Annotated in this window: 19 protein-coding genes and 1 tRNA gene; 7 read left to right on the plus strand and 13 right to left on the minus strand. The window is 40.5% G+C overall.

Annotated elements, in window-relative coordinates; all coding sequences use genetic code 11:
• Positions 1–22 precede the first annotated feature (22 nt).
• Positions 23–544, minus strand: coding sequence for a thermonuclease family protein (locus QI031_RS18905; protein ID WP_281486074.1), 522 nt, complete (start codon positions 542–544; stop codon positions 23–25).
• 67 nt (positions 545–611) lie between these two features.
• Positions 612–980 (minus strand): 2Fe-2S iron-sulfur cluster-binding protein, encoded by a 369-nt coding sequence (locus tag QI031_RS18910; protein WP_281481201.1) that lies wholly within the window; start codon positions 978–980, stop codon positions 612–614.
• Positions 981–1,085: 105 nt separating this feature from the next.
• Here QI031_RS18910 and QI031_RS18915 point away from each other — a divergent pair.
• Positions 1,086–1,172 (plus strand) — tRNA-Ser (locus QI031_RS18915).
• Positions 1,173–2,204: 1,032 nt separating this feature from the next.
• Here QI031_RS18915 and hetR read toward each other — a convergent pair.
• From hetR to QI031_RS18945, 6 genes are all read right to left on the minus strand, one after another.
• A complete protein-coding gene (gene hetR / locus QI031_RS18920) occupies positions 2,205–3,104 on the minus strand; it encodes a heterocyst differentiation master regulator HetR (RefSeq protein WP_281481202.1) in 900 nt (299 codons plus the stop codon).
• A 1,600-nt stretch (positions 3,105–4,704) separates the two neighbouring features.
• Positions 4,705–6,951 (minus strand): EamA family transporter, encoded by a 2,247-nt coding sequence (locus QI031_RS18925; RefSeq protein ID WP_281481203.1) that lies wholly within the window; start codon positions 6,949–6,951, stop codon positions 4,705–4,707.
• Positions 6,952–7,671: 720 nt separating this feature from the next.
• A complete protein-coding gene (locus tag QI031_RS18930) occupies positions 7,672–8,934 on the minus strand; it encodes an inorganic phosphate transporter (protein WP_281481204.1) in 1,263 nt (420 codons plus the stop codon).
• Between the two features lie 96 nt (positions 8,935–9,030).
• The gene (locus tag QI031_RS18935; RefSeq protein ID WP_281481205.1) at positions 9,031–9,411 is read right to left on the minus strand and encodes a PDDEXK nuclease domain-containing protein; all 381 of its coding nucleotides are present in this window, start codon (positions 9,409–9,411) and stop codon (positions 9,031–9,033) included.
• Between the two features lie 23 nt (positions 9,412–9,434).
• Entirely contained in the window at positions 9,435–10,091 is a 657-nt protein-coding gene (locus QI031_RS18940) for a DUF1016 N-terminal domain-containing protein (protein ID WP_281481206.1), read from the minus strand.
• Between the two features lie 151 nt (positions 10,092–10,242).
• Complete coding sequence (locus tag QI031_RS18945) at positions 10,243–10,431, minus strand: hypothetical protein (protein WP_281481207.1); 189 nt, start codon at positions 10,429–10,431, stop codon at positions 10,243–10,245.
• A gap of 129 nt (positions 10,432–10,560) precedes the next feature.
• On the opposite strand from QI031_RS18945, the gene QI031_RS18950 reads away from it, so the two are divergent.
• The 3 genes from QI031_RS18950 to QI031_RS18960 all read left to right on the plus strand — a co-directional run bounded on the left by QI031_RS18950 (position 10,561) and on the right by QI031_RS18960 (position 13,353).
• Positions 10,561–10,938 carry a hypothetical protein gene (locus QI031_RS18950; RefSeq protein WP_281481208.1) on the plus strand — a complete coding sequence of 126 codons (378 nt, stop codon included), beginning with the start codon at positions 10,561–10,563 and terminating at the stop codon, positions 10,936–10,938.
• Between the two features lie 473 nt (positions 10,939–11,411).
• Complete coding sequence (locus QI031_RS18955) at positions 11,412–12,764, plus strand: GTP-binding protein (RefSeq protein WP_281481209.1); 1,353 nt, start codon at positions 11,412–11,414, stop codon at positions 12,762–12,764.
• Between the two features lie 319 nt (positions 12,765–13,083).
• The gene (locus tag QI031_RS18960) at positions 13,084–13,353 is read left to right on the plus strand and encodes a Calvin cycle protein CP12 (RefSeq protein ID WP_281481210.1); all 270 of its coding nucleotides are present in this window, start codon (positions 13,084–13,086) and stop codon (positions 13,351–13,353) included.
• Here the strand turns inward: QI031_RS18960 and QI031_RS18965 are convergent.
• The 3 genes from QI031_RS18965 to apcB all read right to left on the minus strand — a co-directional run bounded on the left by QI031_RS18965 (position 13,350) and on the right by apcB (position 15,389).
• Positions 13,350–14,168, minus strand: a complete 819-nt coding sequence (locus tag QI031_RS18965; protein WP_281481211.1) for a TlyA family RNA methyltransferase — start codon at positions 14,166–14,168, stop codon at positions 13,350–13,352. The genes QI031_RS18960 and QI031_RS18965 overlap by 4 nt on opposite strands.
• A gap of 131 nt (positions 14,169–14,299) precedes the next feature.
• Complete coding sequence (locus QI031_RS18970; protein ID WP_281481212.1) at positions 14,300–14,635, minus strand: XisI protein; 336 nt, start codon at positions 14,633–14,635, stop codon at positions 14,300–14,302.
• 244 nt (positions 14,636–14,879) lie between these two features.
• Positions 14,880–15,389, minus strand: coding sequence for an allophycocyanin subunit beta (apcB, locus tag QI031_RS18975; protein WP_281481213.1), 510 nt, complete (start codon positions 15,387–15,389; stop codon positions 14,880–14,882).
• A gap of 358 nt (positions 15,390–15,747) precedes the next feature.
• On the opposite strand from apcB, the gene glnA reads away from it, so the two are divergent.
• On the plus strand, positions 15,748–17,163 hold the full coding sequence (gene glnA / locus QI031_RS18980) for a type I glutamate--ammonia ligase (protein ID WP_281481214.1): 1,416 nt from the start codon (positions 15,748–15,750) through the stop codon (positions 17,161–17,163).
• 376 nt (positions 17,164–17,539) lie between these two features.
• Here glnA and QI031_RS18985 read toward each other — a convergent pair whose 3' ends face one another.
• Positions 17,540–19,651, minus strand: coding sequence for a hybrid sensor histidine kinase/response regulator (locus QI031_RS18985; protein ID WP_281486075.1), 2,112 nt, complete (start codon positions 19,649–19,651; stop codon positions 17,540–17,542).
• A gap of 448 nt (positions 19,652–20,099) precedes the next feature.
• Positions 20,100–20,591 carry a crossover junction endodeoxyribonuclease RuvC gene (gene ruvC, locus QI031_RS18990; protein ID WP_281481215.1) on the minus strand — a complete coding sequence of 164 codons (492 nt, stop codon included), beginning with the start codon at positions 20,589–20,591 and terminating at the stop codon, positions 20,100–20,102.
• Between the two features lie 176 nt (positions 20,592–20,767).
• Between ruvC and QI031_RS18995 the strand changes: the two genes are divergently transcribed.
• A complete protein-coding gene (locus tag QI031_RS18995) occupies positions 20,768–22,150 on the plus strand; it encodes a gluconeogenesis factor YvcK family protein (protein ID WP_281481216.1) in 1,383 nt (460 codons plus the stop codon).
• A complete protein-coding gene (gene tsaE / locus QI031_RS19000) occupies positions 22,147–22,602 on the plus strand; it encodes a tRNA (adenosine(37)-N6)-threonylcarbamoyltransferase complex ATPase subunit type 1 TsaE (protein ID WP_281481217.1) in 456 nt (151 codons plus the stop codon). Before QI031_RS18995 ends, tsaE begins: the two co-directional genes overlap by 4 nt.
• The last annotated feature ends 795 nt before the right edge of the window (positions 22,603–23,397 follow it).

Genomic DNA, 23,397 nt, shown 5'->3' on the forward strand with positions numbered 1-23,397 from the left:
AGTATTCACTAATCAATACTGCTTAACGATTTAGGCGGCGAAATTCTACTGGAGTTAAACGCATAGGTTTTTCTGGGTTCCAAATTCCTTTCCCCATGAGTCTAGCCCATTGTTGAGCGCGTTCTAAACGTTGATCATATTTGTGATTAGGCGATCGCCCCACAAACAACCCATACCCTTGTTTAAGTATTTGTTCATTCAATAATTGTTGATCTCTCCACACGTAAGCCAAAGTTCGGCCAATTTTGTCTTTGGCTTCGATGTCAAACTCCAACGTTACAGGTTTTTCGAGATCGCCAATCAGCTGTTCTAAGGCTTCCTTTGCCCCATATCCCCAAGGGCGCTGTCGCAAATCGGGTGCATCAACACCAATTAACCGTACCTGGGATATAAGATTTGGTTGTTCAGCCATACCCAAAACTTCTAAACTTTGGCCACTTACCACCCGCGCTACCTTCACCTGAGCCTGATTGTTTTGAAGCTGACTTTTGGCTTGACAACTCATTAGTAGTAACAGACAAGCTAAAATGGCAACTTTTCCCATCCAAAGGCCAAAACCTTGAGACCCTTTAATTTGCAACTTTGCGACGGACAATTGTGTGAACAAAATTTTAATCTTCATCTAACGGTAAACCCGCCTTAACTCTCCCCCTAGCAAAATAGCGTCCAAATTGGAGTTCGTAAACTTCATCTTCATCTTGTGTCTCTACTTCCAAGTCGGAACGGGCGTAACTTACACACAACAAAGCATAACCTTGCCGACGCAACTCCGGCGACAATCCGATCGCTTCTGGTTGGTAAATATCTCCTGACAGTACCCTTACAGCACAAGCAGTACAAGCTCCATTGCGGCAAGAAAAAGGCAATTCCACACCTTGTCTTTCGGCAGTATGCAGGATATAGCGGTCTTCTGGTACTTGTAGGGTGTATTCTTTGCCAGTGGCGCGATCGCGAACTTTAATCGTATATATTCTGGACATCTTGATTTGAGTTTGAGATTTCGACTTTCAGATTCAATCTAAAACGTCTACTTTTATCTTTGCACTTTCTGGGCTTTCATAGTACAATCGTAAATTGTGACACCTGGAGAGGTGGCCGAGTGGTTGAAGGCGCAGACCTGGAAAGTCTGTTTGGGGGAAACTTCAACGAGGGTTCGAATCCCTCCCTCTCCGTTGTTTGAGACTAAGTTAAATATACACTCTAGATTTATTTAGTTAAGCTCATCCCAAAATGAAGCGCCAGAAGCGAGTGATCTAGCAACTGTTTTGATTGTGTTGTCGAAGTTTTTGCATGGTCAACAAAGCTATGCCCAACGATCTTTACCACACATGACGCATAGCTTGTTTCTACTTACGCAACACTTCTGGCAACAAATATATAAAATTTTGAGAGTGGGAATATCAAGAACAGTGATATAGTAATCCGTTTGATTCGGTGAATTTATTTGTGTAAGTAGGGAACAGGGAACAGTTTAGAAGGGATAGATATGTACTGAATCGTATTCAAAAATTAAATAGGAGTCCTATATCTTACTTCCTACCTACTGAACTTCTCTTGAGCGTAGCGATGCACTGAGCTTGTCGAAGCGTCGAAGTACGATATTGAACTAAACTTGCGCTTTATTTGAGTTGTAATACCATTTCACGAAATATTTGAAACAGATGATTGGTCTTTAATTCTTTCCCCCTGGTTACTGAGCGTAGTCGAAGTATGCCCCCTGCTCCCTGGTTACTGAGCGCAGTCGAAGTATGCTCCCCTGCTGTTTATTTGTATCAATATTTAAAGTGAAACGGTATAACCAGCGTATGGCAACGGACAAATGCTGCTATGGAAAATATGTACAGAGGCTGAACCTCTTATGTATGCAGCAAAAGACTACCCATCGCTACGTTTCAGGTTGGTGTTAAACTCACCATCTGCTGGATTATAAGTCGTGGTTTACCTGGGATAAGGATTTTAAAGAACAAAATCACGAGCAATTTATTAACTTAGGAGTTACGCATTGACAGAAAAGCCAAAATAACAGGTAGAGTTTTCAAGGCTTATAGCTAGATTTTTTCAATGAGATTTTAGCGATGTCTGTAGCGGGCTACGCCTACGCACCCAATCAAGGGTGATTGACAAAAGCCTGAAACAACGTATTTACGTTGACACACAAGTTAGTTATTTTGTACAGTGCGTAAATCCTAATAAATGTTCAATTGTTAGTCTTCTTTTCTACCAAAAACCATCTGTAAAATCATGGGAATGCCGCCGCTTTGGTGATATCTATCTGCCCAAGCGCGGATGATTTCATCCAATTCTTCCATAGCCCTATCCCATTTTTCTGGCGGAATATCTAACTCTTCTACGCCTCGCATGGTATTTGCGCGTTTTTCTGCCCAGTCTTTCATCATCCGGAAATACCGAGCCGTATCTTCGACCATAATGTATGTACGTTCTTGATCGTCTGCTGGAGCATAAAAAGGACGAGTCAGAGCGTAAAAAGGCATTCCCCAAGGAGAGTCAATTCGCGTTACTGTACCTGAGTATAGAAGACGGCGTTTGATATGTTCTGCTAAAGCTTCACTCAAGGGCATTTGATGCTCAGGTGGTAAAACCTCTTGCGATCGCTTGTGCAGAAATTCAATTAATTCTAAAAATTCAAAGGAACTAACTAACTGAGCGTCAGGTAAATTACTGGGTAGTTTTTGCTCAATTTGTTTTTTTTCTTCACCAGTCAAACTTGTCCCAGGAACACGCGATCGCCCCGGTTGCCAAGGATGTTTTTCCATCCAAACATAAGGCAGTTGAATGAGATAGCGAGGTTCTTGTGAACCTAGCATCTTTAATAATTTGCCTTCTGTCAGGGCTTGTCTGACTTCCTCAACGATAATTTTGACTCGTTTTGGTTCTAGGTGGTGCAAATGCCCAGTCATCCGCAGGTTTTGCCCCTGCTCTAGATAAGTCATATAAATTGCACACTTAGCTGCCGTTGCGGCTGCATCTAAGAATGCTCCATGCCTATGCCCACTTGTCCGCATGGCACTAAAAGCCAGATAAAGCATAATCTGATCCATCGCACTGGGGCTAAGTTGTTTGATCAGATCTATGTCGTTACTCATATTACAGATAGTTGAATAGCAAGTTTACACGATTATTAATCACACGAAAATACGTAGTATACACCCGAATGGAGACAGTTTTTGCACTCCAGACAGATCATTATGTTTTAACTATGAAATAGTTGTTACTCAGAACCGTTCACCTCCGTACTTTGTGACGCATAGCCAGGAGCAGTATAGCTCTAAAGTTGCCTTGTATCTGACTAAGAAATCACAAAATGATTTTCCACTTACCCTGAGGGTAACTTTGCAAATTACCAGCAAATTTTTTGCTTCTTATTAGTAAATTACAAAGACTTCCTGTGATATCCGGGTTTTCCTCACCCTTTATAAGCAACAATTGGAAAAATATTGTGACTACGTACTTGTATCAAGGATATTTTCCTAGAAAAATCAGGAGGTGAGTCTCATAGGAAGCATTTCTCTTTGAGGATGATAAATATCTTTTTTATCAGGCTCTGGAAAATTTAAGTTGGACACACTTCCTCAAGATGTTTGAGAACTATAAAACCAGAATTTACCTGCTGATCAAAGTCACACTGTTAAGCTCAGTAATTGCTTTAAACCATTGTGCTACTTACATCTGACGATGATTTATGGGCAGTATAGTACAGTGGATTGGAGGGACAATCAGAGGTTGTAAATGAGGCGGATAATTTCAATTTCAGAATACCTAAATTATTTGTTAATAGCGTTTGTCATATAATACTCGATTTTGCCGCTTTTTTTATCAATTTTGCATAAAGTCATGGTTTTTTAAGCTTTTTTTGCCTAGCATTTGAATACTTTATACACAATCAAATATTAAGGTTTGCTGATATTTCTCGATATGGCAAGTAAAAAGCAAATCATCTTTTAGTATCGGCAAGATGAATTAAGAAAGCTATTTAAAAAATAGAGAGATAAAACTAGTTTTAATTCTGTATTGTGAATAACATTTTATAAAAATCTATTTGATTTTTGAAAAAGTTAAGTACAACTAGTACCGTAAGGCGGAATTAAAAATGAATATAGCATCAGCTTTTCATTGATTTGGAACGGGTGGTTTATTTTTGCCAAACTGTACTAATAAAACTCCCTACAAGTCAAAAGACTTGTAAATAGGTCGGCGTAAAAAATTATGGTTGAGATTAGGCAGGAGAAGAAAGAGTTTGAGCTTTGTTTACTTTTATTCACGCAGTTTGGTTTTATTGTACTAACTTATATCATGTCCGCGTAATTAGTTATAATTCCCGTATCTGTGCAAAAACCAGGAAACCCTCTTTCCCCCTGGTTACTGAGCTTGTCCTGAGCGCAGTCGAAGGGCGTAGCTGAAGTATGCTCCCGGTCACTGAGTTTCGACACTTCGACAGGCTCAGTGCGGCGCTGCGCGGCAATCGAGTTTCGACTACGCTCAACTGCCGCGAAGTCGAGATTCAACTACCGCGTAGTCGAAGTAAGCCGAAATAAGCTGAAGTGCTGCCCCCCTGCGGTTTTAATAATAAGTCTTTGACCGGACACGATATTACTTATGATTAGCCTTTTTACCATTCCATTTTTTAGTTGAAAGTATAACCTTAAAAGATAAGGTTATACTTTTGTACTTATTTATATGGGTCATTCAACGTTCCGGACTAGGTGACTTAACTTGATTTCGCATTTTTTCAAAGCTGAATGCTGCTGCTCCAAAAGTTACGAATAACACTCCCAAAATCTGCACGAGTTCTAAGGTTTCCTGAATCATTAAGCCCGCAAAGATAACGGTTAAAATTGGGACACCTGTACCGATAATCGCTGCCCGTAATGCACCTAGCTTGCTAATGCCAATGTGATTGAACACATAGCCAAAGAGAGTCAGTACTCCCAAAATAAAAGCACTTAAAACAATTTCTAGCAATTTAGAGGGGTCAACTATAAGACTCCAATCACTTGGTAAAGGTAGCATCAAAAAGATGAAGCTTAACGCCAGCATGGTGGCGAAGTTAATTAAAGTAAAAGATACAGGATGTAGTTTAGCAGCACATATCCGCGTCAGAATTATGTAGCAAGCAAAAGCTACCCCTGCCAAGATAGCGGTGATACTTCCCAAGGAAATATCAGCGATACCCATGCTGGTAGCACCTCCTAAAATCAGCAATTCACCGCAGAAAATAGAACCAATTGCCGCAGCGCGAAACATCCTAGGGCGATCGCCAAACAACAACCAAGACAGAACTGCACTCACAACTGGATAGACAAAGAACAGAGCGATCGCCATTCCCGCAGCAACTTCACCGAGAGCAAAGTAGATTAGCACTTGCGATAAAAACAAAAAGCAGCCACTAGCGATCGCTAACTGCAAAGTCCTCTGATTTCTACCACTACCAGAACCAGGATTACCACGAGATGATTGCACCAGATTTTGCAAGTCTTGCCATACTTGGGGATACATCATAGGCGCTAGAAGTACCATCAGTGGTACAACCACCAACAACCGCAGCGTTAAAATCAACATAATATTGCCTAAAGTCGGCGATATTAAACGCTCTTCTAAAACACCAGGAATTTCATAACCCTTGTGAAACATGTCTTTGATAGCGACGTTGTAAAGCGATGACACTACCGTTGACAACACAACTAATAAAAAACCAATTTGGACTGGTGACAATCCTGAAGAACTACGCGACTTTGATGATGAAGGCGTTGCTTTCTGCTGAGGTATTGGTGCTGGAGGAGGTGGGGGTAGGGGTGGAGAGTTTGTTTTACTTTGAGATGCATCTTTGCTAAGGACAGAAATTGGCTCTGTATTGTTTTTCTTAGATGGTGGAGATTTAGTCTCTTTCTCAGATAAATCCTTGGCAATCAAAGAAATTGGCTCGTTAACCTTTCCTCTGGTGCGTGAAGATTCGGTGTCTGTCTGGGATAAGTCTGGAGTAATTTTGGTAGTACTTTCTTTGACTGAAGGAAGGGTTTTTTCTGACGACTGTGGTAGTGCAACAGTTGGCTTAGTATCATTTTCCTTGGCTGAGGAAAGGGTTATTTCTGATAGCTGTGGTGGTGTGTTGTTTTCGGGGATCGGCTCTTTAAAGCTCTTTGTTTCCTCTTTTAATTGCGTTTTAGATGTTGGTTCCTCAGGAGGTTGCAACACAGTAAATGGTGATACTGATGTTACTTGAGGTTGCACCACAGTAGGCGGTGTTGGTTGTGCTACTTGTTGTCCAAAGTTTTGCGGTGAGACAGTCTGATTTTGAGAGTTTTCCCCCGTAGGATCAACTTCGGGAGGTTTTTGGGTAGTTTTTGTGAGTTCTTTACGTAGCTGACTAATTAACTCTTCTAAAATCGCTTCCCCTTCTTGCTGTTGTCCGTGCATCCGGGACAACTGTTGGGAAAAACTACTTTGATAGTTTTTCACTTCTTGTTGCAATGAGTTGAAAGCGATCGTTAGGTTATCATCCAAAGTGCCAAGTAGTTTTTCTACATTTTTATTATTTTCTTCTACGGTGTTAATAGTAGTTTCGGCTGACTTCAGTACTGATCGTTCCTTAGTATCTCTTTCTATTGTTTGATTAGCTATCGTCGTTAGTGATGATTGCAGTTGCGAAGATATGTGCTTCGCCAAAGCTTCTGATAGTTGACGGATTAACACTTGCTGTTCAGTAATTTGCCTGACCTGTAACAAGTGTTCTTTTTCATCTATTAGCTGTTGAATGTCATCAGATAAACGGCTTTTTTCCGCCTGGAGTTGCTTTATTTCTTCTTGCAGCGATCGCAGTATATTCTGCTGGAGATGTTCTAAATCTTCCACAACAGCCCATAAAGCCGTTTCTGCGGAGCTGGGTAAATCGCCTCTAACTCGCGGGGTGTCTGGTCGCTTTTCAAATCGTCCCATTAGTTTCTAACCTCTAATACATTGACGATAAAGCTGCTTCCCGTAAACTTTCTTGGCGCTGCTCATAATTTCCTGTATTTTGTCAAATAAACTAAAAGTCTTAAACAGGACTTACGCATATCAACGTAATTCTGTCATGCTCAATACAAGGTTGGCAAAGTATATTTTTTTTTGCTTACAGCTTACTATACTGTGTTACCTTCAGCATTACAGAACAATATTCCATCAGTCTGATTTTAAACATCGTCTCAAGTGAGATTTTCTAAGGAGAAAACATCTCACCCAATATAAATACTTATTATTTTGGTAGCAATAAGTAATTGTCAAAGACATACAAATACATGCATTGCCACCACAGAATAGTCGAAGTTGTTAAAGCTATATATAAATTTGTACAGAATGTAACTTGTGTGACAGTTTACATCTTTAATCAGGAATAAACTAGCCAACCGCAGAAATTCCACATATTCCTAGTACAGGCAAAAATAAGCCTATGATTCAAAACAGCTAGAAAGCCCAAAATTAAAGCTTTTTGACTTTTGACTTTTGAATTTTGACTTCTGCCTTGCGGTACTATCCCCTGCACAACATTTTAGTGAATTAACAGCCATTCTGCAAAAATACACTTTGGTTACAGTGTTGCCCAAGTTAATTGTTTACGGATAACGGATGCAGTAAAGAGGGAACATTAAAGACATATTAATTAGGATGTATACAGAGTCAGAACATCTGGGCAATGCTAAAAATGGTAGCACCCAGAATTGCACTCACAGGAACTGTAATTACCCATGCGGCTGCAATACCTTGTAAAGTTTGGAATTTAATTGAATTGATATTTTGCACCAGTCCAATGCCAACTACACCACCGACCAGAGCGTGGGAAGTTGAAACAGGTAAACCTAAACGAGAGGCCAGGAGGATAGTAGTGGCAGTTGCCAGTTCAGCGCAAAATCCACTACTAGGTTGTAAAAAAATGATGTTTTCGCCAATGGTAGCAATGACTTTTTTACCCCAAATTGCTAAACCAGTGATAATACCAGCGCCACCAAGGATTAAAATCCATAAGGGGATGTTGAGACCATCCGTAGGTACGCTGCCAGTACGATTGATATAAACGATCGCCGCTAAAGGAGCGATCGCATTCCCCACATCATTGGAACCATGAGCGAAAGCTACAAAGCAAGCACTCAGTACTTGAAATCGAGCAAATAAACGCTCAACTGAATTAGAAAGTGGCGAATTGGGGATTTCTCCAATTTCCACATCATCCAACTGTCGCCAGCTGATCAAGGTCAGTCCAATTGCTGCGGCTGCACCTGTTAACAACGGAAGATCGTGAGCAGGTATGCTTAACCCAGTTTGTTCCTGCAAAAAATTGGTTAGTGGTTGAGTCAGCAAAGGTAGAACAATTATGCCAAACACCCCCAATAAAACCGCACTCAACCAGGGAATCCACTCTCGTAGCTGTAGTAATTGATTAGGTTGATCCAAAATCCAACGCTTGATTTGACTATAGAACAAAGCGGCAATAGCCCCACTGATAATCGGCGTTAAAATCCAGCCAATAGTAATTGAGCCAATTGACGACCAATCAATTGCACCAACTCCCAAAGCTACCCAACTAAATCCGGCGATCGCACCGACAACCGCATGAGAAGAAGATACTGGCAAACCTCGTGAGGTAGCAATTTGCAGCCAAATACCACACGACAGTAGGACTGTAAACATTCCAGTAACTAATATTTGGGGCGTAGCCGCAAATAAAGTAGGGTTAACAACTTTCGTCGCTAACGTTTCTGTTACCTCATGTCCAAACAGTACAGCACCCGTAAATTCTAAAATGCCGGCAATAATAATTGCCTGTCTGAGAGTAATTGCTTTGGAACCTACAGAAGTTCCCATTGCATTGGCAACATCGTTGGCTCCGAGATTCCAAGCAACGTAAAAGGCCAGTAAAGCCACTATAAGTAATGTAATGGTCATTTCAATGTTTGGGGAGAGGGGAGAGACCTTTCATGAGAGGCAGGGGAAGATAACAAAGAGGCTCAGAACCCCGACTTCTTTGAGAAGTCAAGGATCTTATTGTTCAATTGATACGGTTTCTAACTCAGCTTCTAATTGCTCAATTGTTGGTAAATTTCCTTGCAAAGACTCTGGTAAATTATTTCTCATCTGATATGTCGAAACACTAATTGGCTTATGCATATCTCGCAGAGAGTATTCTGCAATCACCTTATTTTTGCTCTTGCACAAAATTATCCCAATAGTCGGCTGATCGTCTGGATGTCTCAACAAATCATCCACTGCACTCACGTAAAAATTCATTTTCCCAGAAAATTCTGGTTTAAACTCTTCAATCTTGAGGTCAATCACAATATAGCAGCGCAAACGTAAGTGATAAAACAACAAATCAATATAAAAGTCTTCATTGCCAACTTCAAGGTGGTATTGACTACCCACAAAGGCAAAACCAACACCTAATTCTAGTAGAAAATTGCGGATGTGCTGATTAAAGCACGTTCCAAATCACGCTCTAAAAAATCTTCCCCTAAATTGAGAAAATCAAAAGTGTAGGGATCTTTTAATAACTGCTGTGCTAATTCTGACTGTGGTTTAGGCAGAGTGTTGTCAAAGTTAGTAATTGCTTTACCCTGACGGTGGTACAACTGGCTTTCAATCTGGTGGACTAAAACATTACGACTCCAGCCATGTTGGATAGTTTGCTGTATGTACCAAAGACGTTCTTCTGAGGATTTAAGCTTTTCTAGCAAAGCGATATTGTGATACCAAGTAATTTGTGCAAGCACCTCTTGCACAAATTGCTCATCTGGGTAAGTCTCAGCAAATGTCCGCATATACTTAAGGTTGCGAGAAGAAAAGCCTTTCATCTCTGGGAAAGCTTGCTGCAAATCAGCAGCCAGACTATCAATTACTTTTGCTCCCCAACCCTGTTGTTGTTGACGATTGAGAATATCTCGCCCAATTTGCCAGTAGAGCAATAATAACTCTTTATTGACGGCAACCCCTGCCCGTAATTGAGCGCTGGAAATTCGTGTTTTTAGTTCTTTTAAAAAGTCGTCATAACCAACGATATTAGATGCGCCGCTTTGTGAAAATTCAGACTTATCGCTTTTAGGCATACGATGTTAAAAAATTTAACAGGAATCACGCATGGATTACGATTTTACGTCATTGCGATTACTTCGCTGCGATCGCAATGACTTAGCACAACGCACCGTCAAGTTGTAGAGACGGCAATTTATCGCATCTCTACAGCAAATTTATTCATCACTATTTACTCTTTTGTCTATCCAGTTTCTCTTGGATGGCCTGACGACAAAATTCAGGAGGATCATCTTGTGCTTTTACCGCTTCCTTCATCGATTCAGTACACCTGAAGCTAATAGAAGTTGTCATAGGTTCCTCTCCCCTAAGTTGTCCGGGTTCTAAATTCTCTGGTGTACCTTTGGGATTAGGCATTATTAAGAAAAGTAAATATAGCTTGAATTGATTGTATACAACCGATTAAGTTTGTATAACAGTGGGTAATGTGTCTGGAAAACTTGTTACCCACTGATACCACTTTTAGAAAATGGATAACTCTATTTTATGTATACGAGGTCAGAACTGGAAATCAAAACTATCCAGGAACTTAGCCAATTGTGCCTGCGTTACGGTGTACGTCCAACTGGGAACCGTGGTTACAAGACTAGTTACATCACAACTCTGATGGCATTTCCGATATTAGCGCTTCAGCAGTTCCAAGATGTTAGAGGATTGAGAAGACCATCATTTGCAAGCTTACAGAATATTAGTACAGCACTTGATGAGATGGATTCTCCGACTGATGAACAGATAGCGCTGATTAGAATATCTCTAGAAGGTAGAAGAATGGCTTACCCAGATAGATATGACCAAGAAAAGTTATTGAATGTGTATAAAGCTAAGTTGCATTTAGAAGAAGTACTGAGTCTGCTGGATAATTAAAATCGCCCATCATATCTTTACAGCATCCCCTCATACCGTTTCACTTTAAAGTTGATACATTTAGGCAAGCAGGGGAAGCAGCACTTCGGCTACGCTCAGTGACCGGAGGCAGGGGAAGCAGGGGAAGCAGAGGAAGCAAGGGAAGCAGCACTTCGGCTACGCGGTAGTTGAATCTCGACTTCGCTCGATTGCCGCGCAGCGCTGTACTGAGTTTAGCCTGAGCGCAGCCGAAGGGCGAAGTCGAAGTAGTCGAAACTCAGTGACCGGAGGCAGGGGGAGTAAGAAAAGTAATTTGTATCAATAATTTCGTGAAATGGTATCAAGCAGGGGATTTTTTCTCTAGAGGTTCAGATCCCCGACTTCTTTGAGAAGTCGGGGATCTTGTTGTTCACAAAATTAGCTAGAATGCTTGTAAGATAAGGATTTTATGTTAGTTAAAGTATTAAAATATAATCGCTAAAAGTATTGATATTATGTCGGTTTATCGTAATCTGCAAGAAACTCACTTAAACCGCGCCCGTGCTAGTCTTAGACAAGCGCTGTCTTGGTATGGATATCTTCGTAAATCAGGACATCTATCATTCAATCCAGAATTAGCAGGGTTGGTAAAACCAGAATTAGAAGCATTAAACTCTACACTCAACAAGCTAGACTCGAATGTAATTAAAATTGCCGCTTTTGGTTTGGTGAGTCGTGGCAAATCAGCAGTATTAAATGCTTTATTGGGAGACAAAATTCTGCAAACTGGCCCTCTAAATGGTGTCACCCAATGGCCGCGTTCGGTGCGGTGGCAACCAGGGGGTAAGGTACTGGTAGAATTAATTGATACTCCTGGATTAGACGAAATTGAGGGTGAATCGCGATCGCAAATGGCGCGAGAAGTAGCACGTCAAGCTGATTTAATTTTGTTTGTCGTCTCTGGTGATATTACACGTACTGAATATCAGGCATTGCTAGAATTACGGCAGTCACAAAAACCCCTGATTTTAGTATTTAACAAAATAGATTTATACCCAGATGTAGATCAAGCGGCGATTTACGAAAATTTACAACAATTGGGCGCAGGAAATATCCAAGCAAAACCCCTACTACCCGATGAAATTGTTATGGTGGCGGCGGAACCTGCACCAATAGAAGTACGAGTTGAATGGCCTGATAATCGTGTCAGTTATGAATGGGAAACACCACCCATCCAAGTAGATGAACTAAAACAGACAATTTTAAATATTCTCAATCGAGAAGGGCGATCGCTTCTAGCCTTAAATGCACTCATCCAAGCACGGGATGCAGAAGAGGCGATCGCTCAAAAAACTATCGATTTACGCGAACGAGAAGCCGAAGATATTATCTGGCAATTTACTAAATATAAAGCTTTGGCAGTAGCATTAAATCCCATCGCCTTTTTAGACATTTTAGGTGGAACTGTTGCTGATTTAGCTTTAATTCGCTCTCTAGCTAGGTTGTATGGTTTGCCAATGACTAGTTATGAAGCCAGTAAAATTTTAAAAACAATTTTATTTAGTTGTGGTGGCTTACTATTAGGAGAATTGGGTAGTAGTTTTCTATTAGGCTTAGGCAAGAGTACAGCTGCTTTAGCTAGTGGTGAAAATCCCACCAATATTACTGCTTTTGCCGGCAGTGCGATCGCTCAAGCTGGTATTGCTGGTTATGGTGCATATTCTGTAGGTAAAGCTGCTCAAGTTTATTTAGAAAAAGGCAGCACTTGGGGACAATTGGGCGCTAGTACTGTAATTCAAGAAATTCTCTCTCAAGTTGACCAAAATACAATTCTGTATCGTCTGCAACAAGAGTTAGGAATTAAGTAATAAAGAAAAAACTTCACACTAATTGCAGGATAGATTTTTTGTCAGTTGTCAGTTGTCAGTAGATTTCTATCAAATTGTTCTGTTAATAGCAGTAATTAATAGTCTAGTATGCAACATTGAAAAAATGACTGCATCAGGGTGAATGATCAAAGCTAAAACTTAGATTTTAGACTTTATACTTCGGATTTCATCCTTTAATGGACGGTGTTCACCACCGCAGTTTGCAAAGAAGCCTATCTAAACTAGAAATATGAGCTTTTTGGAGTCATTGGAAAGCTCACAGTTAACGTTTATATCAGTAAACAAAGGTGAAAGTATCATGACAACAACCTTAGACACAATTCAAGCTGCTGTAAACTCTGGAGCCAAAACTATTGAAGAAGCAATTTTAGAGGCTACTGTTGAAGCCCGTAAAACTTGTGAAATTGGTGGCGACAACTCTGCTGACTGTGCTGTAGCTTGGGATATTGTGGAAGAATTACAAGCTGAAAAAGCTCACCAAAAACAAGCAAAACAACGCAAAACTGCTTTAGAAAGTTACTGCGATCGCCATCCAGAAGCGGTAGAGTGTTTAATCTACGACGTTTAATGCTCTCGAAAATCAGCAACAGCTAATTTCGTGATTTTTTGAATCTCCTCTAAATTAGGCGATGGTGTTTCACTTTCCATTCCTAACCATAAGAGATACTCAATATTCCCTGCGGGGCCAGTAATCGGCGACCAAGTTAAGCCTTGATATTTCCATCCTAATTTGTGAGCTGCTTGCAGTACTAGGAAAATGGCATCAGCTTGGTCGTTAGGGTCGCGCACTACACCTTTTTTACCGACACGAGATTTTCCAACTTCAAACTGTGGTTTTACCAGTAACACCAGTTCTCGGTTAGCTTGAGTTAATCGCCACAAAGCAGGCAAAATCTTAGTTAACGAAATAAACGATACATCCACCACTGTCAAATCAGGAAGAGGATCACCCTCACCGTACAACTCATCGGGTGAAAGATGACGTAAATTAGTCCGTTCCCGCAAAACTACCCGCGGATCATTTCGCAAACGCCAATCAACTTGTCCATAACCGACATCAATACCATAAACTAATTTTGCCCCAGCTTGGAGTAGGCAATCTGTAAAGCCACCCGTAGAAATACCACCATCTAAACAAACACGTCCGGCTGTGGGAATGGCAAACAATTCTAGAGCTTTAGTTAGTTTCTCACCTCCGCGGGAAACAAACCGCGATCGCTCTTTAATTCTAATTTGAGCAGCAATATCAACTTCTGTACCAGATTTATCAACTATCTGGTCATTAACCATCACTTCCCCTGCTTGAATTAGCCTCTGTGCTAAAGCGCGAGAAGCACATAAATTTAGTTCTACTAATAATGTATCTAGTCGTTGTTTAGCCAATTAACTTTTTAAGCGTCCTAGAGTAGTTTTTTTCACTTGCATCCGCCAATTATAATAATCGCTAAAATTAATGCGATCGCTCTCAACTTCTTGTTTATTTTATTCTTTAGGAATGCACAATATTCAGGTAATCAACATACAGCAAAATCTGTATATTGACGCAGTTCTACAGGATGGAAAGCCAAGACAATGTCTTCACGCGGGACACCAGCTTCCAACAATGCTTCTGCTACTGGTTCAGACGTACCATCATATTGAATCCAGACTTTACTATTAATAATATCTATATGCACTACTGAACCATGTACGCGCCGCACTCCATCCCAACCGACGTGTACTACTTCGTAATGGTCGCGTTCTGAGTCAACCACAGATTCTGTCTCTATTTGACCATTAGCAGGTTTGTGATTGGCATATTCAAATATCAATTGACGAATGATTTCCCGATACCGAGTTAGCTTATCCATTTGATAATCCTATCTAATTGATCGTCAAAGACAATTAGGTTTATTTTTATGCTACTAAGGATTAACTAACCAAAGCGTTCAGAAAATATACATTCATAAACTCGCTTGGAAACTGCTATTAAACACTTACTGATAATTCTCACGCAGAAACTTCAAAAAAGTAAACGCACTTTGTTCTTAAAGTCAAAGTGCGATCGCAATACTTAACTTTTATCGGGCAGACATTTTGCCCGCCCAAAGCTGACTAAATATCTATCTCACTTAACTCACGACTCAAATGGTCAAAAGGCTCGTCTACAAAAGTAGTATCGGCCACACCCGCAGCTGCCACTTTTTCCTTAACCATATCTTTGAGAATTTGGATACCGCGAACTGTTGGACTAATAGGTACTCCTAAAGAGTTGTAAGTTTCTCGCAGTCCTTGCAATACTCGTTCATCCAACACATTTGTATTGCCAGCAACTAACGCATAAGTAGCGTAGCGCAAGTAATAGTCCATATCTCGCAGACAAGCCGCGTAACGACGAGTTGTATAGGCATTTCCGCCAGGACGAATCAACTCTGGTAATTCTTCAAATAATTCCAAACCAGCCTGCTTCACGAGTCCTGCGGCATTAGAATTGATCGCTGCTGCTGCTTGTATCCGTGCTGTGCCACTTTCAAAATATGATTTTAGGCTGTCGATCGCATTCCGGTCAAAATATCGACCAGCTACGTCATAATTCTTAATCAAGTTTGTTACTGCATCGCGCATTCCTTCTTCTCCCAATTGTTGCTATCTATGGTTTGATATTAATTTGTCTGCACTTATGCACCAGTAAATTTTTGTGCTATTTAAAATAGATTCAGCACAAAAATAATCATCCGCTACTTAAGGATTTTATGTCAAAGTTGACCCCCTCTGAGATGAACTTTCCAGTTTTGTGTAGATGATCAGGTAAAGGTTAATATAAGCTGTAATCCAGATCATCTGTAACAAAAACTACAAAATTCTCTAATATCCAGAATTTATGATATTTCAGGTGTGTCACAACTGGGTTCAGATCAGCAAGATGAGGAAGCTTTGGCGGATTCTGATTTTACTTTAGGAAATTGGTAGAGAAGGAGTAACAATGACAACCCCACAAGAAGTCTTGAAGATGATTCAAGACCAAAAAATTCAGATGATTGATCTGAAATTCATCGATACACCAGGAACTTGGCAGCATTTAACGGTTTATCACAACCAAATTGATGAAAGCTCATTTGATGATGGTGTACCTTTTGATGGTTCCAGCATTCGGGGTTGGAAAGCAATCAACGAATCAGACATGACAATGGTACTCGATCCCAACACTGCTTGGATCGACCCGTTCATGAAAGAGCCAACACTAAGTATAGTTTGTAGTATTAAAGAACCCCGCACTGGTGAATGGTATAGCCGTTGCCCACGCGTTATTGCTCAAAAAGCAGTAGACTATCTAGTTTCCACAGGCATTGGTGATACAGTCTTTTTTGGCCCTGAAGCTGAATTTTTTATCTTTGATGATGTCCGCTTCGACCAAACTGCTAACCAAGGTTACTACTACGTAGATTCTATAGAAGGTCGTTGGAACTCTGGTAGAGAAGAAGGGCCCAACTTGGGTTACAAACCACGCTTCAAAGAAGGCTACTTCCCAGTATCGCCAACGGATAGCTTCCAAGATATGCGTACAGAAATGCTGCTGACAATGGCAGAGTGTGGTGTACCCATTGAAAAACAACACCACGAAGTTGCGACCGGTGGTCAGTGCGAATTGGGTTTCCGCTTTGGAAAATTGATTGAAGCTGCTGACTGGCTGATGACCTACAAATATGTCATCAAGAATGTTGCTAAGAAATACGGCAAAACCGTCACCTTCATGCCAAAACCAATTTTTGGCGATAACGGTTCTGGGATGCACTGTCACCAGTCTATCTGGAAAGATGGTAAACCCACATTTGCAGGTGATAAGTATGCTGGTTTGAGTGAAACAGCGCTTCATTACATTGGTGGTATCCTCAAGCACGCACCAGCACTGTTAGCAATTACCAATCCCACCACTAACTCTTACAAGCGTTTAGTACCTGGTTATGAAGCACCGGTGAACTTAGCCTACTCCCAAGGTAATCGTTCTGCTTCTGTGCGGATTCCTCTATCTGGTACTAACCCCAAAGCTAAACGGCTAGAGTTCCGTTGTCCAGATGCTACCTCTAACCCTTACTTAGCATTTGCTGCTATGCTTTGTGCTGGTATAGATGGAATCAAAAATAAAATCCATCCTGGTGAACCCCTAGATAAAAACATCTATGAACTTTCTCCAGAAGAACTAGCGAAAGTACCTTCAACACCTGGTTCTCTAGAAAAGGCGTTAGGACATCTGGAAAATGATCACGCTTTCTTGACAGAAACAGGCGTATTCACAGAAGATTTTATCCAGAATTGGATTGATTACAAATTAGCTAACGAAGTTGAGCAATTGCAGTTGCGTCCTCATCCTTACGAGTTTTACCTCTATTACGATTGCTAATTGCCGCAGATGAAAGGAAACTCTTAACGGGCAACAGGTGAGTCCAGCACTGCGGGAGGGTTTCCCTCCGCAGGTGACTGGCGAATCCGAAGGGCAACAGAAAGACTAAGCCATCCACAAGACAGTTATCAGTCAAAAGCTACTTGATAACTGTTAACTGTTAACTGATTTAACCTTATTTCAGGGCTAATTTTCTTTTTCTATTTCCTATTCCCGCCTTGTTGGTGCAACCTCTCGCCGAGAAGGGGCATTAGTTTTAAATTTTTTAGCCACCTCACGGGGTGGCTTTTTTCAGAGTTTTTAGTTGAGTCAAATCATCAAGCTGAGAAATCATGCAACCTAGTACAGCACAGAGAAAATAAAATTTTGAAAAGTGTTAAGAACCTTCTATTGCCATGAGCTTAATAACTGCTGCAACTAATTCTTCTGCGTCAAAAGGTTTGGATAAGTGTATCTGAAACCCTGCTTGTAGTGCTTGTTGCTGATCATAGTTTCTCGCAAAAGCTGTCAAAGCGATCGCCAAAATTGTTCCACCTTGTTCTGCTGTCCAAGTTCTCACCTCACGAATTAGCATATAGCCATCCATTCCGGGCATACTAATATCGCTAATTAATACATCTGGCTTTTTCTGTTTCAGGGTTTGTAATGCTTCCAAGGCTGAAGATGTCGCAATCACTTCAGCTCCGTCTTGCTGTAAAACAAAAACAATGAAATCTCGTGAATCAGCATCATCATCAACCACTAAAATCTGTATGTTAGCTAAAGGTAAAGATTGAGGAGTTAATGATAAGTGATGATTTTTTTCATCTGCCCTGCTTAAACTTTCATTTTGCAGAAGCGGTAACTGGACGGTAAACTTTGACCCTTGATTCTCGCCAGTACTTTCTGCTTTAACTGTACCACCATGCATTTCGATAATCTTACGCACAATTGCTAGCCCTAATCCTAATCCGCCAAATGTTCTAGTGGAGCTACTATCTGCTTGTCGGAAGTAATCAAAAGCATAAGGTAAAAACTCTGCGCTCATTCCCTTACCTGTATCACTAACTACAATTTGAGCGTAGTTATCAACTTGCTCTAGTCGCACTTCTACTTTTCCACCACTAGGTGTAAACTTGACAGCATTGGAAAGGAGATTCCAAACTACTTGCTGCAAGCGGGCAGAATCACCTATCACTAGTCCTACATTCGGTGCAAATATTTTAGTTACTTGAATTGATTTAGTTTCTGCCGCTAAACGCATTGTTTCTAGTGCGAGCAAAACTATGGGTTCTAAGTTTAAATTAGTAATATTCAATACTAATTTGCCCTGTAAAATTCTAGAGATATCCAGCAAATCTTCAATTAGTTGTACTTGTAGTTTGGCATTACGCTCAATTGTTGCTAAAGCTTGAGATATTTTTGCTGGCTCCAGTCGACGGTTTTGCAATAACTTAGACCAACCAAGAATAGCGTTAAGTGGAGTGCGTAGCTCATGAGAAAGAACGGCAAGAAATTCATCTTTAATACGATTAGCTGATTCTGCTTTTGCTCGTGCTATTTGTTCTAATTCCAGTAGGTGGGCGCGTTGTTGTAATATTTGTTTTTGTTCGTCAATATCAGTACAAGTCCCAAACCATTTGATTACACGATCTTGCTCATCTTTAAGGGGAAAGCCTCGCGCTAGTTGCCAACGATAGGAACCATCACCAGCCCATTTGAACCGATATTCATTTTCATATAAAGTGCCACGTTTTACAGCATTTAACCACACTTTTTCAGCTTGTTCTACATCATCTGGATGCAACGCTGCCACCCAACCAGAACCCAAAGACTGCTCTAATGTTAGCCCTGTATAATCGTACCAATTTTGATTAAAATAATCACATTGACCGTCAGCATTAGTTGTCCATACAAGCTGAGGAATTGCATTAGCTAAGTAACGGTAACGCTGTTCACTTTGTCGTAGAACTTCTACAACACGCTGACGTTCAGCTATTTCTTGTTGTAATTGTTCGTTAGTCTTGGTAATTTCATTGGTACGCAGAGTAACCAATTCTTCTAAATGATCCTCAACCCGTAACCGTTCGGTTATTTGTATTTGCAGTTGTTGATTTGTTTGTTCTAGTTGAGCAGGACTGGGAAGTGCAAGCGCTTGTGGCACTAGTGGCACAAGTTCTATGGCTGTAATTACAGATATTATTGCAGTTACTGCTTTGACTAATCCCGACAGCCAATAGGTGGGATGCCAAAGTGTCCAAATCTCCAATATATGAGTAGTGCCGCAAGCAACAATAAATGCGCTAAATAGTAAGAAAATCCAATCAAAAGGTAGATCTTGCCGCTTGCGAACAAAATAAAACAGTGTTGTTGGAATCGAGTAATATGCTACGGCAATAAGTGCGTCAGAAATTAAGTGTAACCACACTAAATTTGTCTGCCATAAATAGCAATGTCCATGTGGGATAAATGATCCTGAACTAAATAAATTACTCCATAATTCTGACATAGGTTTTAAGATAGGCATTCTCAATTTTTGATCGCATATAAACTCAGCTAATTAGCAAACAAAATTAGATGTTTCAACTGAAGTTATGAGGTAAATTTGTGGTTAATAACTCCTGATTTTACTTGTGGAAAATATTTATTTATCAGTTGGGCGTATTATTTCTAACATAGCTGAATGATATAGGAATCCGATTTGATTTGGTGAAATTACTTGCGTGGGCGGGGAACAGGAAACAGGGAACAAGAATCTTTGAGGTGTACTGAATTTTTTCAAAAATAAAAAAAGTAGCAAGTTAATACACTACTCTTTAATACTAAAAAATTCAGACAGCAAAAAGCGATCGCTCATCCCAAATTACAGTTTATTGGTTCAGGCGATCGTCCCAATAACTATATAATTCGTAACTATTTGCTTTTCAGTTCAATATAATTATTCTCATTTTACAGTTTTACACCTGGAACCACGCTGTTAAAGCCACCGCCAAAGCATCAGCAGCATCATCTGGCTGGGGAATTTCTGCTAAATTTAACTCCCGCGCCACCGCATCTTGAACTTCTGATTTATCTGCATTACCGTAGCCTGTTAAAGCTTGTTTGATTTGAGCAGGAGTAAATTCTATATATGGTAAATTATGTTGCGCTAAAGTCAACATAACTACACCTCTTGCTTGTGCCACGAGGATTGTACTTGACATACGATAGAAAAACAATTTCTCGATCGCAACCAAATCTGGTTGTAATTCTTGAATCAGGGTGTGTAAATCGTCAAATATTGTACATAGGCGTTGTCCCATTTCTGCATCTGCCGATGTCCGAATTACGCCAAAATCTAGCATATTGACTGCTGTGTTTTGTCCTTTAGTAGCAGCCTGTGTACAGTTAATTGCTCCAAATCCTAAAATTGCCAGTCCTGGATCTAGTCCTAAAATTCGTTTTTCCATTAAACTCACTTTTATCAAGTCAGGGTACTGTTTTATGGGGAACACTGGCAACTTTAACGACTCACTTTTAATCTAATCACACAGAAAAATTTAATAATGTGCCACTTGGTGTTAAAACCAGGTAGTGTACATTTTCTGTTAATCATTAGTTTGTTCCCCCCTGCTCCCAATTAGGTATGTCAATCGGTTTTCTTAGACAAGCCCTCAACACTTTGCAAAAACGGTCACGTAGTCGAACTTCCTATCGGGTCAACCAGTGGTTCAAATGGTTATCCCCTGGACTCTCTGTCAAACGTTGGTTGTTGATTAGTGTTGGAGGTGTACTGCTAGCTAGTTTGGGGTTAGCTATTTGGATTAAGCTCACCCCGATTTTTTGGATGATTGAGTTGGTTAAGGGTTTTTTAGGAGTGATTACTGACCTCTTACCCAACTATATCAGTGGGCCTTTAGTGCTGCTTGGCGGCTTGCTGTTGCTGCTGTGGGGGCAAACTCGCACCGTCAGTTCAATTACTAAGGTATTAAGACCAGAAGGTGAAGAAGAACTAATTGATGTCCTGCTGGCTTATCGGCGATTATATAGAGGGCCAAAAATCGTCGTGATTGGTGGAGGTACAGGACTTTCTACCTTACTGAGAGGACTCAAAACATACAGTGCTAATATTACTGCAATTGTAACTGTAGCTGATGATGGTGGGTCTTCTGGAAGGTTACGCCAAGAATTTGGAGTTTTACCACCAGGGGATATTCGTAATTGTTTGGCAGCTTTAGCAGATGAAGAAAAGTTATTAACAGAATTATTTCAATATCGCTTTCGGGCTGGGGATGGATTGACAGGTCACAGTTTTGGTAACTTGTTTTTAACGGCAATGAGTGATATTACTGGCGACTTAGAACGGGCAGTTGCAGCCAGTTCTAAAGTGCTAGCCGTGCGCGGGCAAGTTTTGCCAGCAACTTTGAGTGATGTTCGTCTTTGGGCAGAATTAGCTGATGGTCGCCGGATTGAGGGCGAGTCAAGTATTCCCAAAGCGGGGGGAAAAGTTGTCAAAATTGGCTGCATTCCTGCTAATCCTCCAGCAGTACCAGCAGCTATTAAGGCAATTAAAGAAGCCGATTACATTATTATTGGCCCAGGTAGTCTTTATACGAGCTTAATTCCTAATTTACTTGTACCAGAAATTGCCGATGCGATCGCTGCGACACAAGCCCCACGTATCTATGTCTGCAATATCATGACCCAACCGGGAGAAACTCAAGGATACACAGTTGCTGACCACATCAGAGCAATAGATACTGCTTGCGGGCATAGACAGCTTTTTGATGCTGTATTAGTACATAAAAAATCTCCCTCTGAGCAATCACTCATCCGCTACGCCCAACAAAACTCCCATCCTGTCTTCTTAGATAGAGAAGCTGTCTCTTTATTAGGGCGACGGATTGTGCCAGCGAATATCTTATATGAAGACGAAACAGGTTTTGTACGTCACAATCCCCAAAAACTAGCACAAGTTTTGTTACGTTGGTACAGTAGAACTCATCACAAAACTCGCGATGGGAAATGAAAATATTTCTTGCAGATGCACAAGCGACGCTACGTTTAGGAATGACTCTTGGTCAAAATCTTAGTGTCGGTAGTGTCATCTTGCTAGAGGGTGATTTAGGCGCTGGCAAAACTACATTAGTACAAGGTATTGGACAAGGTTTAGCTATCAGCGAACCAATTGTTAGCCCTACTTTTACTCTGATTAATGAGTATACCGAAGGACGCTTACCGCTTTACCATTTGGATTTATATCGCTTAGAACCACAAGAGGTTTTAGCCTTAAACCTAGAAACTTACTGGGAAGGTCTTGAGGTAATGCCAGGTATTGTAGCGATTGAGTGGGCTGAACGAATGCCCTGTAAGCCTCATGTTTATCTCAACGTGCATTTGACTTATGGAGATGAGGGCGATCGTCAAGCTGAAATTATACCTTTTAATTGTGTCATCAGTGAATTTATTACTACCATTTGAGTATTTTTTCTGAAGTTGGGAAAAAATACTGTCTGATATTTAAATTAGCATCTGATGATTATGAATGACTGAATTTGGATGCAATGGGTTATTGAATTTATGAGGCTGAATAGACAAATCGCCCCACACCGCATCATTAACTGACTAATACTATCAGTGTCATACCCAAGAGATCCTAACTTGATTACAGCACTACAAAATTTTCACCGATAGTCGAGGGAGGATTCCACACTCGTTCTATCTACCGCTACCACGCTCATCCACAAAATTCACTAACATTGTTGTCCTTATTATTCAGATTCAGAAATCAATGAAATACTGTTATTCGGTCACGATTGGCATCTACTAGTTTTCTGCCTGAGGTTAGCTATGATGGGTGAAGACATTGACTCAAAGCGTCTCAACAGAACAATACTCTTGCAGGTTATATCTCTTAATCCAGCAAACCGCCAAATTTTTAGAACACCTGCACTCAAAAAAAATATAATTTAACTGAGGATTGACATAAACTTGTCCTCTGGTGGATCATCTTGACTGTTAAGGCTCATAAATGAATTTCAGTTACCTAGTAATTATTGGTAATTTTTTTTCATCTACTTGTATCATGGTTGTGCTGATTAACTCATTGTTTTGATGTATCGGTAAATCAGTCCTCGACTTTATTTGAGCAGATGCTTGTTTGTCGATTATTAAACCGTTTTAACCAATAAACATCAGCTTTCTGGCAACATCACTTTTGTTACCAGAAGGTAGTCAAAAGTGTAAAAAACCCGTTTTAAGAGCCTAATAATTAAG

Origin of the sequence: Halotia branconii CENA392 (assembly GCF_029953635.1) — a bacterium.
GTDB lineage: Bacteria > Cyanobacteriota > Cyanobacteriia > Cyanobacteriales > Nostocaceae > Halotia > Halotia branconii.

What these genes read in the sequence shown, in the direction of transcription:
- QI031_RS18905 (WP_281486074.1), bottom strand. Translation starts at nt 544, where the DNA reads ATGGGAAAAGTTGCCATTTTAGCTTGTCTGTTACTACTAATGAGTTGT.
- QI031_RS18910 (WP_281481201.1), bottom strand. Translation starts at nt 980, where the DNA reads ATGTCCAGAATATATACGATTAAAGTTCGCGATCGCGCCACTGGCAAA.
- hetR (WP_281481202.1), bottom strand. Translation starts at nt 3,104, where the DNA reads ATGAGTAACGACATAGATCTGATCAAACAACTTAGCCCCAGTGCGATG.
- QI031_RS18925 (WP_281481203.1), bottom strand. Translation starts at nt 6,951, where the DNA reads ATGGGACGATTTGAAAAGCGACCAGACACCCCGCGAGTTAGAGGCGAT.
- QI031_RS18930 (WP_281481204.1), bottom strand. Translation starts at nt 8,934, where the DNA reads ATGACCATTACATTACTTATAGTGGCTTTACTGGCCTTTTACGTTGCT.
- QI031_RS18940 (WP_281481206.1), bottom strand. Translation starts at nt 10,091, where the DNA reads ATGCCTAAAAGCGATAAGTCTGAATTTTCACAAAGCGGCGCATCTAAT.
- QI031_RS18945 (WP_281481207.1), bottom strand. Translation starts at nt 10,431, where the DNA reads ATGCCTAATCCCAAAGGTACACCAGAGAATTTAGAACCCGGACAACTT.
- QI031_RS18950 (WP_281481208.1), top strand. Translation starts at nt 10,561, where the DNA reads ATGTATACGAGGTCAGAACTGGAAATCAAAACTATCCAGGAACTTAGC.
- QI031_RS18955 (WP_281481209.1), top strand. Translation starts at nt 11,412, where the DNA reads ATGTCGGTTTATCGTAATCTGCAAGAAACTCACTTAAACCGCGCCCGT.
- QI031_RS18960 (WP_281481210.1), top strand. Translation starts at nt 13,084, where the DNA reads ATGACAACAACCTTAGACACAATTCAAGCTGCTGTAAACTCTGGAGCC.
- QI031_RS18970 (WP_281481212.1), bottom strand. Translation starts at nt 14,635, where the DNA reads ATGGATAAGCTAACTCGGTATCGGGAAATCATTCGTCAATTGATATTT.
- apcB (WP_281481213.1), bottom strand. Translation starts at nt 15,389, where the DNA reads ATGCGCGATGCAGTAACAAACTTGATTAAGAATTATGACGTAGCTGGT.
- glnA (WP_281481214.1), top strand. Translation starts at nt 15,748, where the DNA reads ATGACAACCCCACAAGAAGTCTTGAAGATGATTCAAGACCAAAAAATT.
- QI031_RS18985 (WP_281486075.1), bottom strand. Translation starts at nt 19,651, where the DNA reads ATGTCAGAATTATGGAGTAATTTATTTAGTTCAGGATCATTTATCCCA.
- ruvC (WP_281481215.1), bottom strand. Translation starts at nt 20,591, where the DNA reads ATGGAAAAACGAATTTTAGGACTAGATCCAGGACTGGCAATTTTAGGA.
- QI031_RS18995 (WP_281481216.1), top strand. Translation starts at nt 20,768, where the DNA reads ATGTCAATCGGTTTTCTTAGACAAGCCCTCAACACTTTGCAAAAACGG.
- tsaE (WP_281481217.1), top strand. Translation starts at nt 22,147, where the DNA reads ATGAAAATATTTCTTGCAGATGCACAAGCGACGCTACGTTTAGGAATG.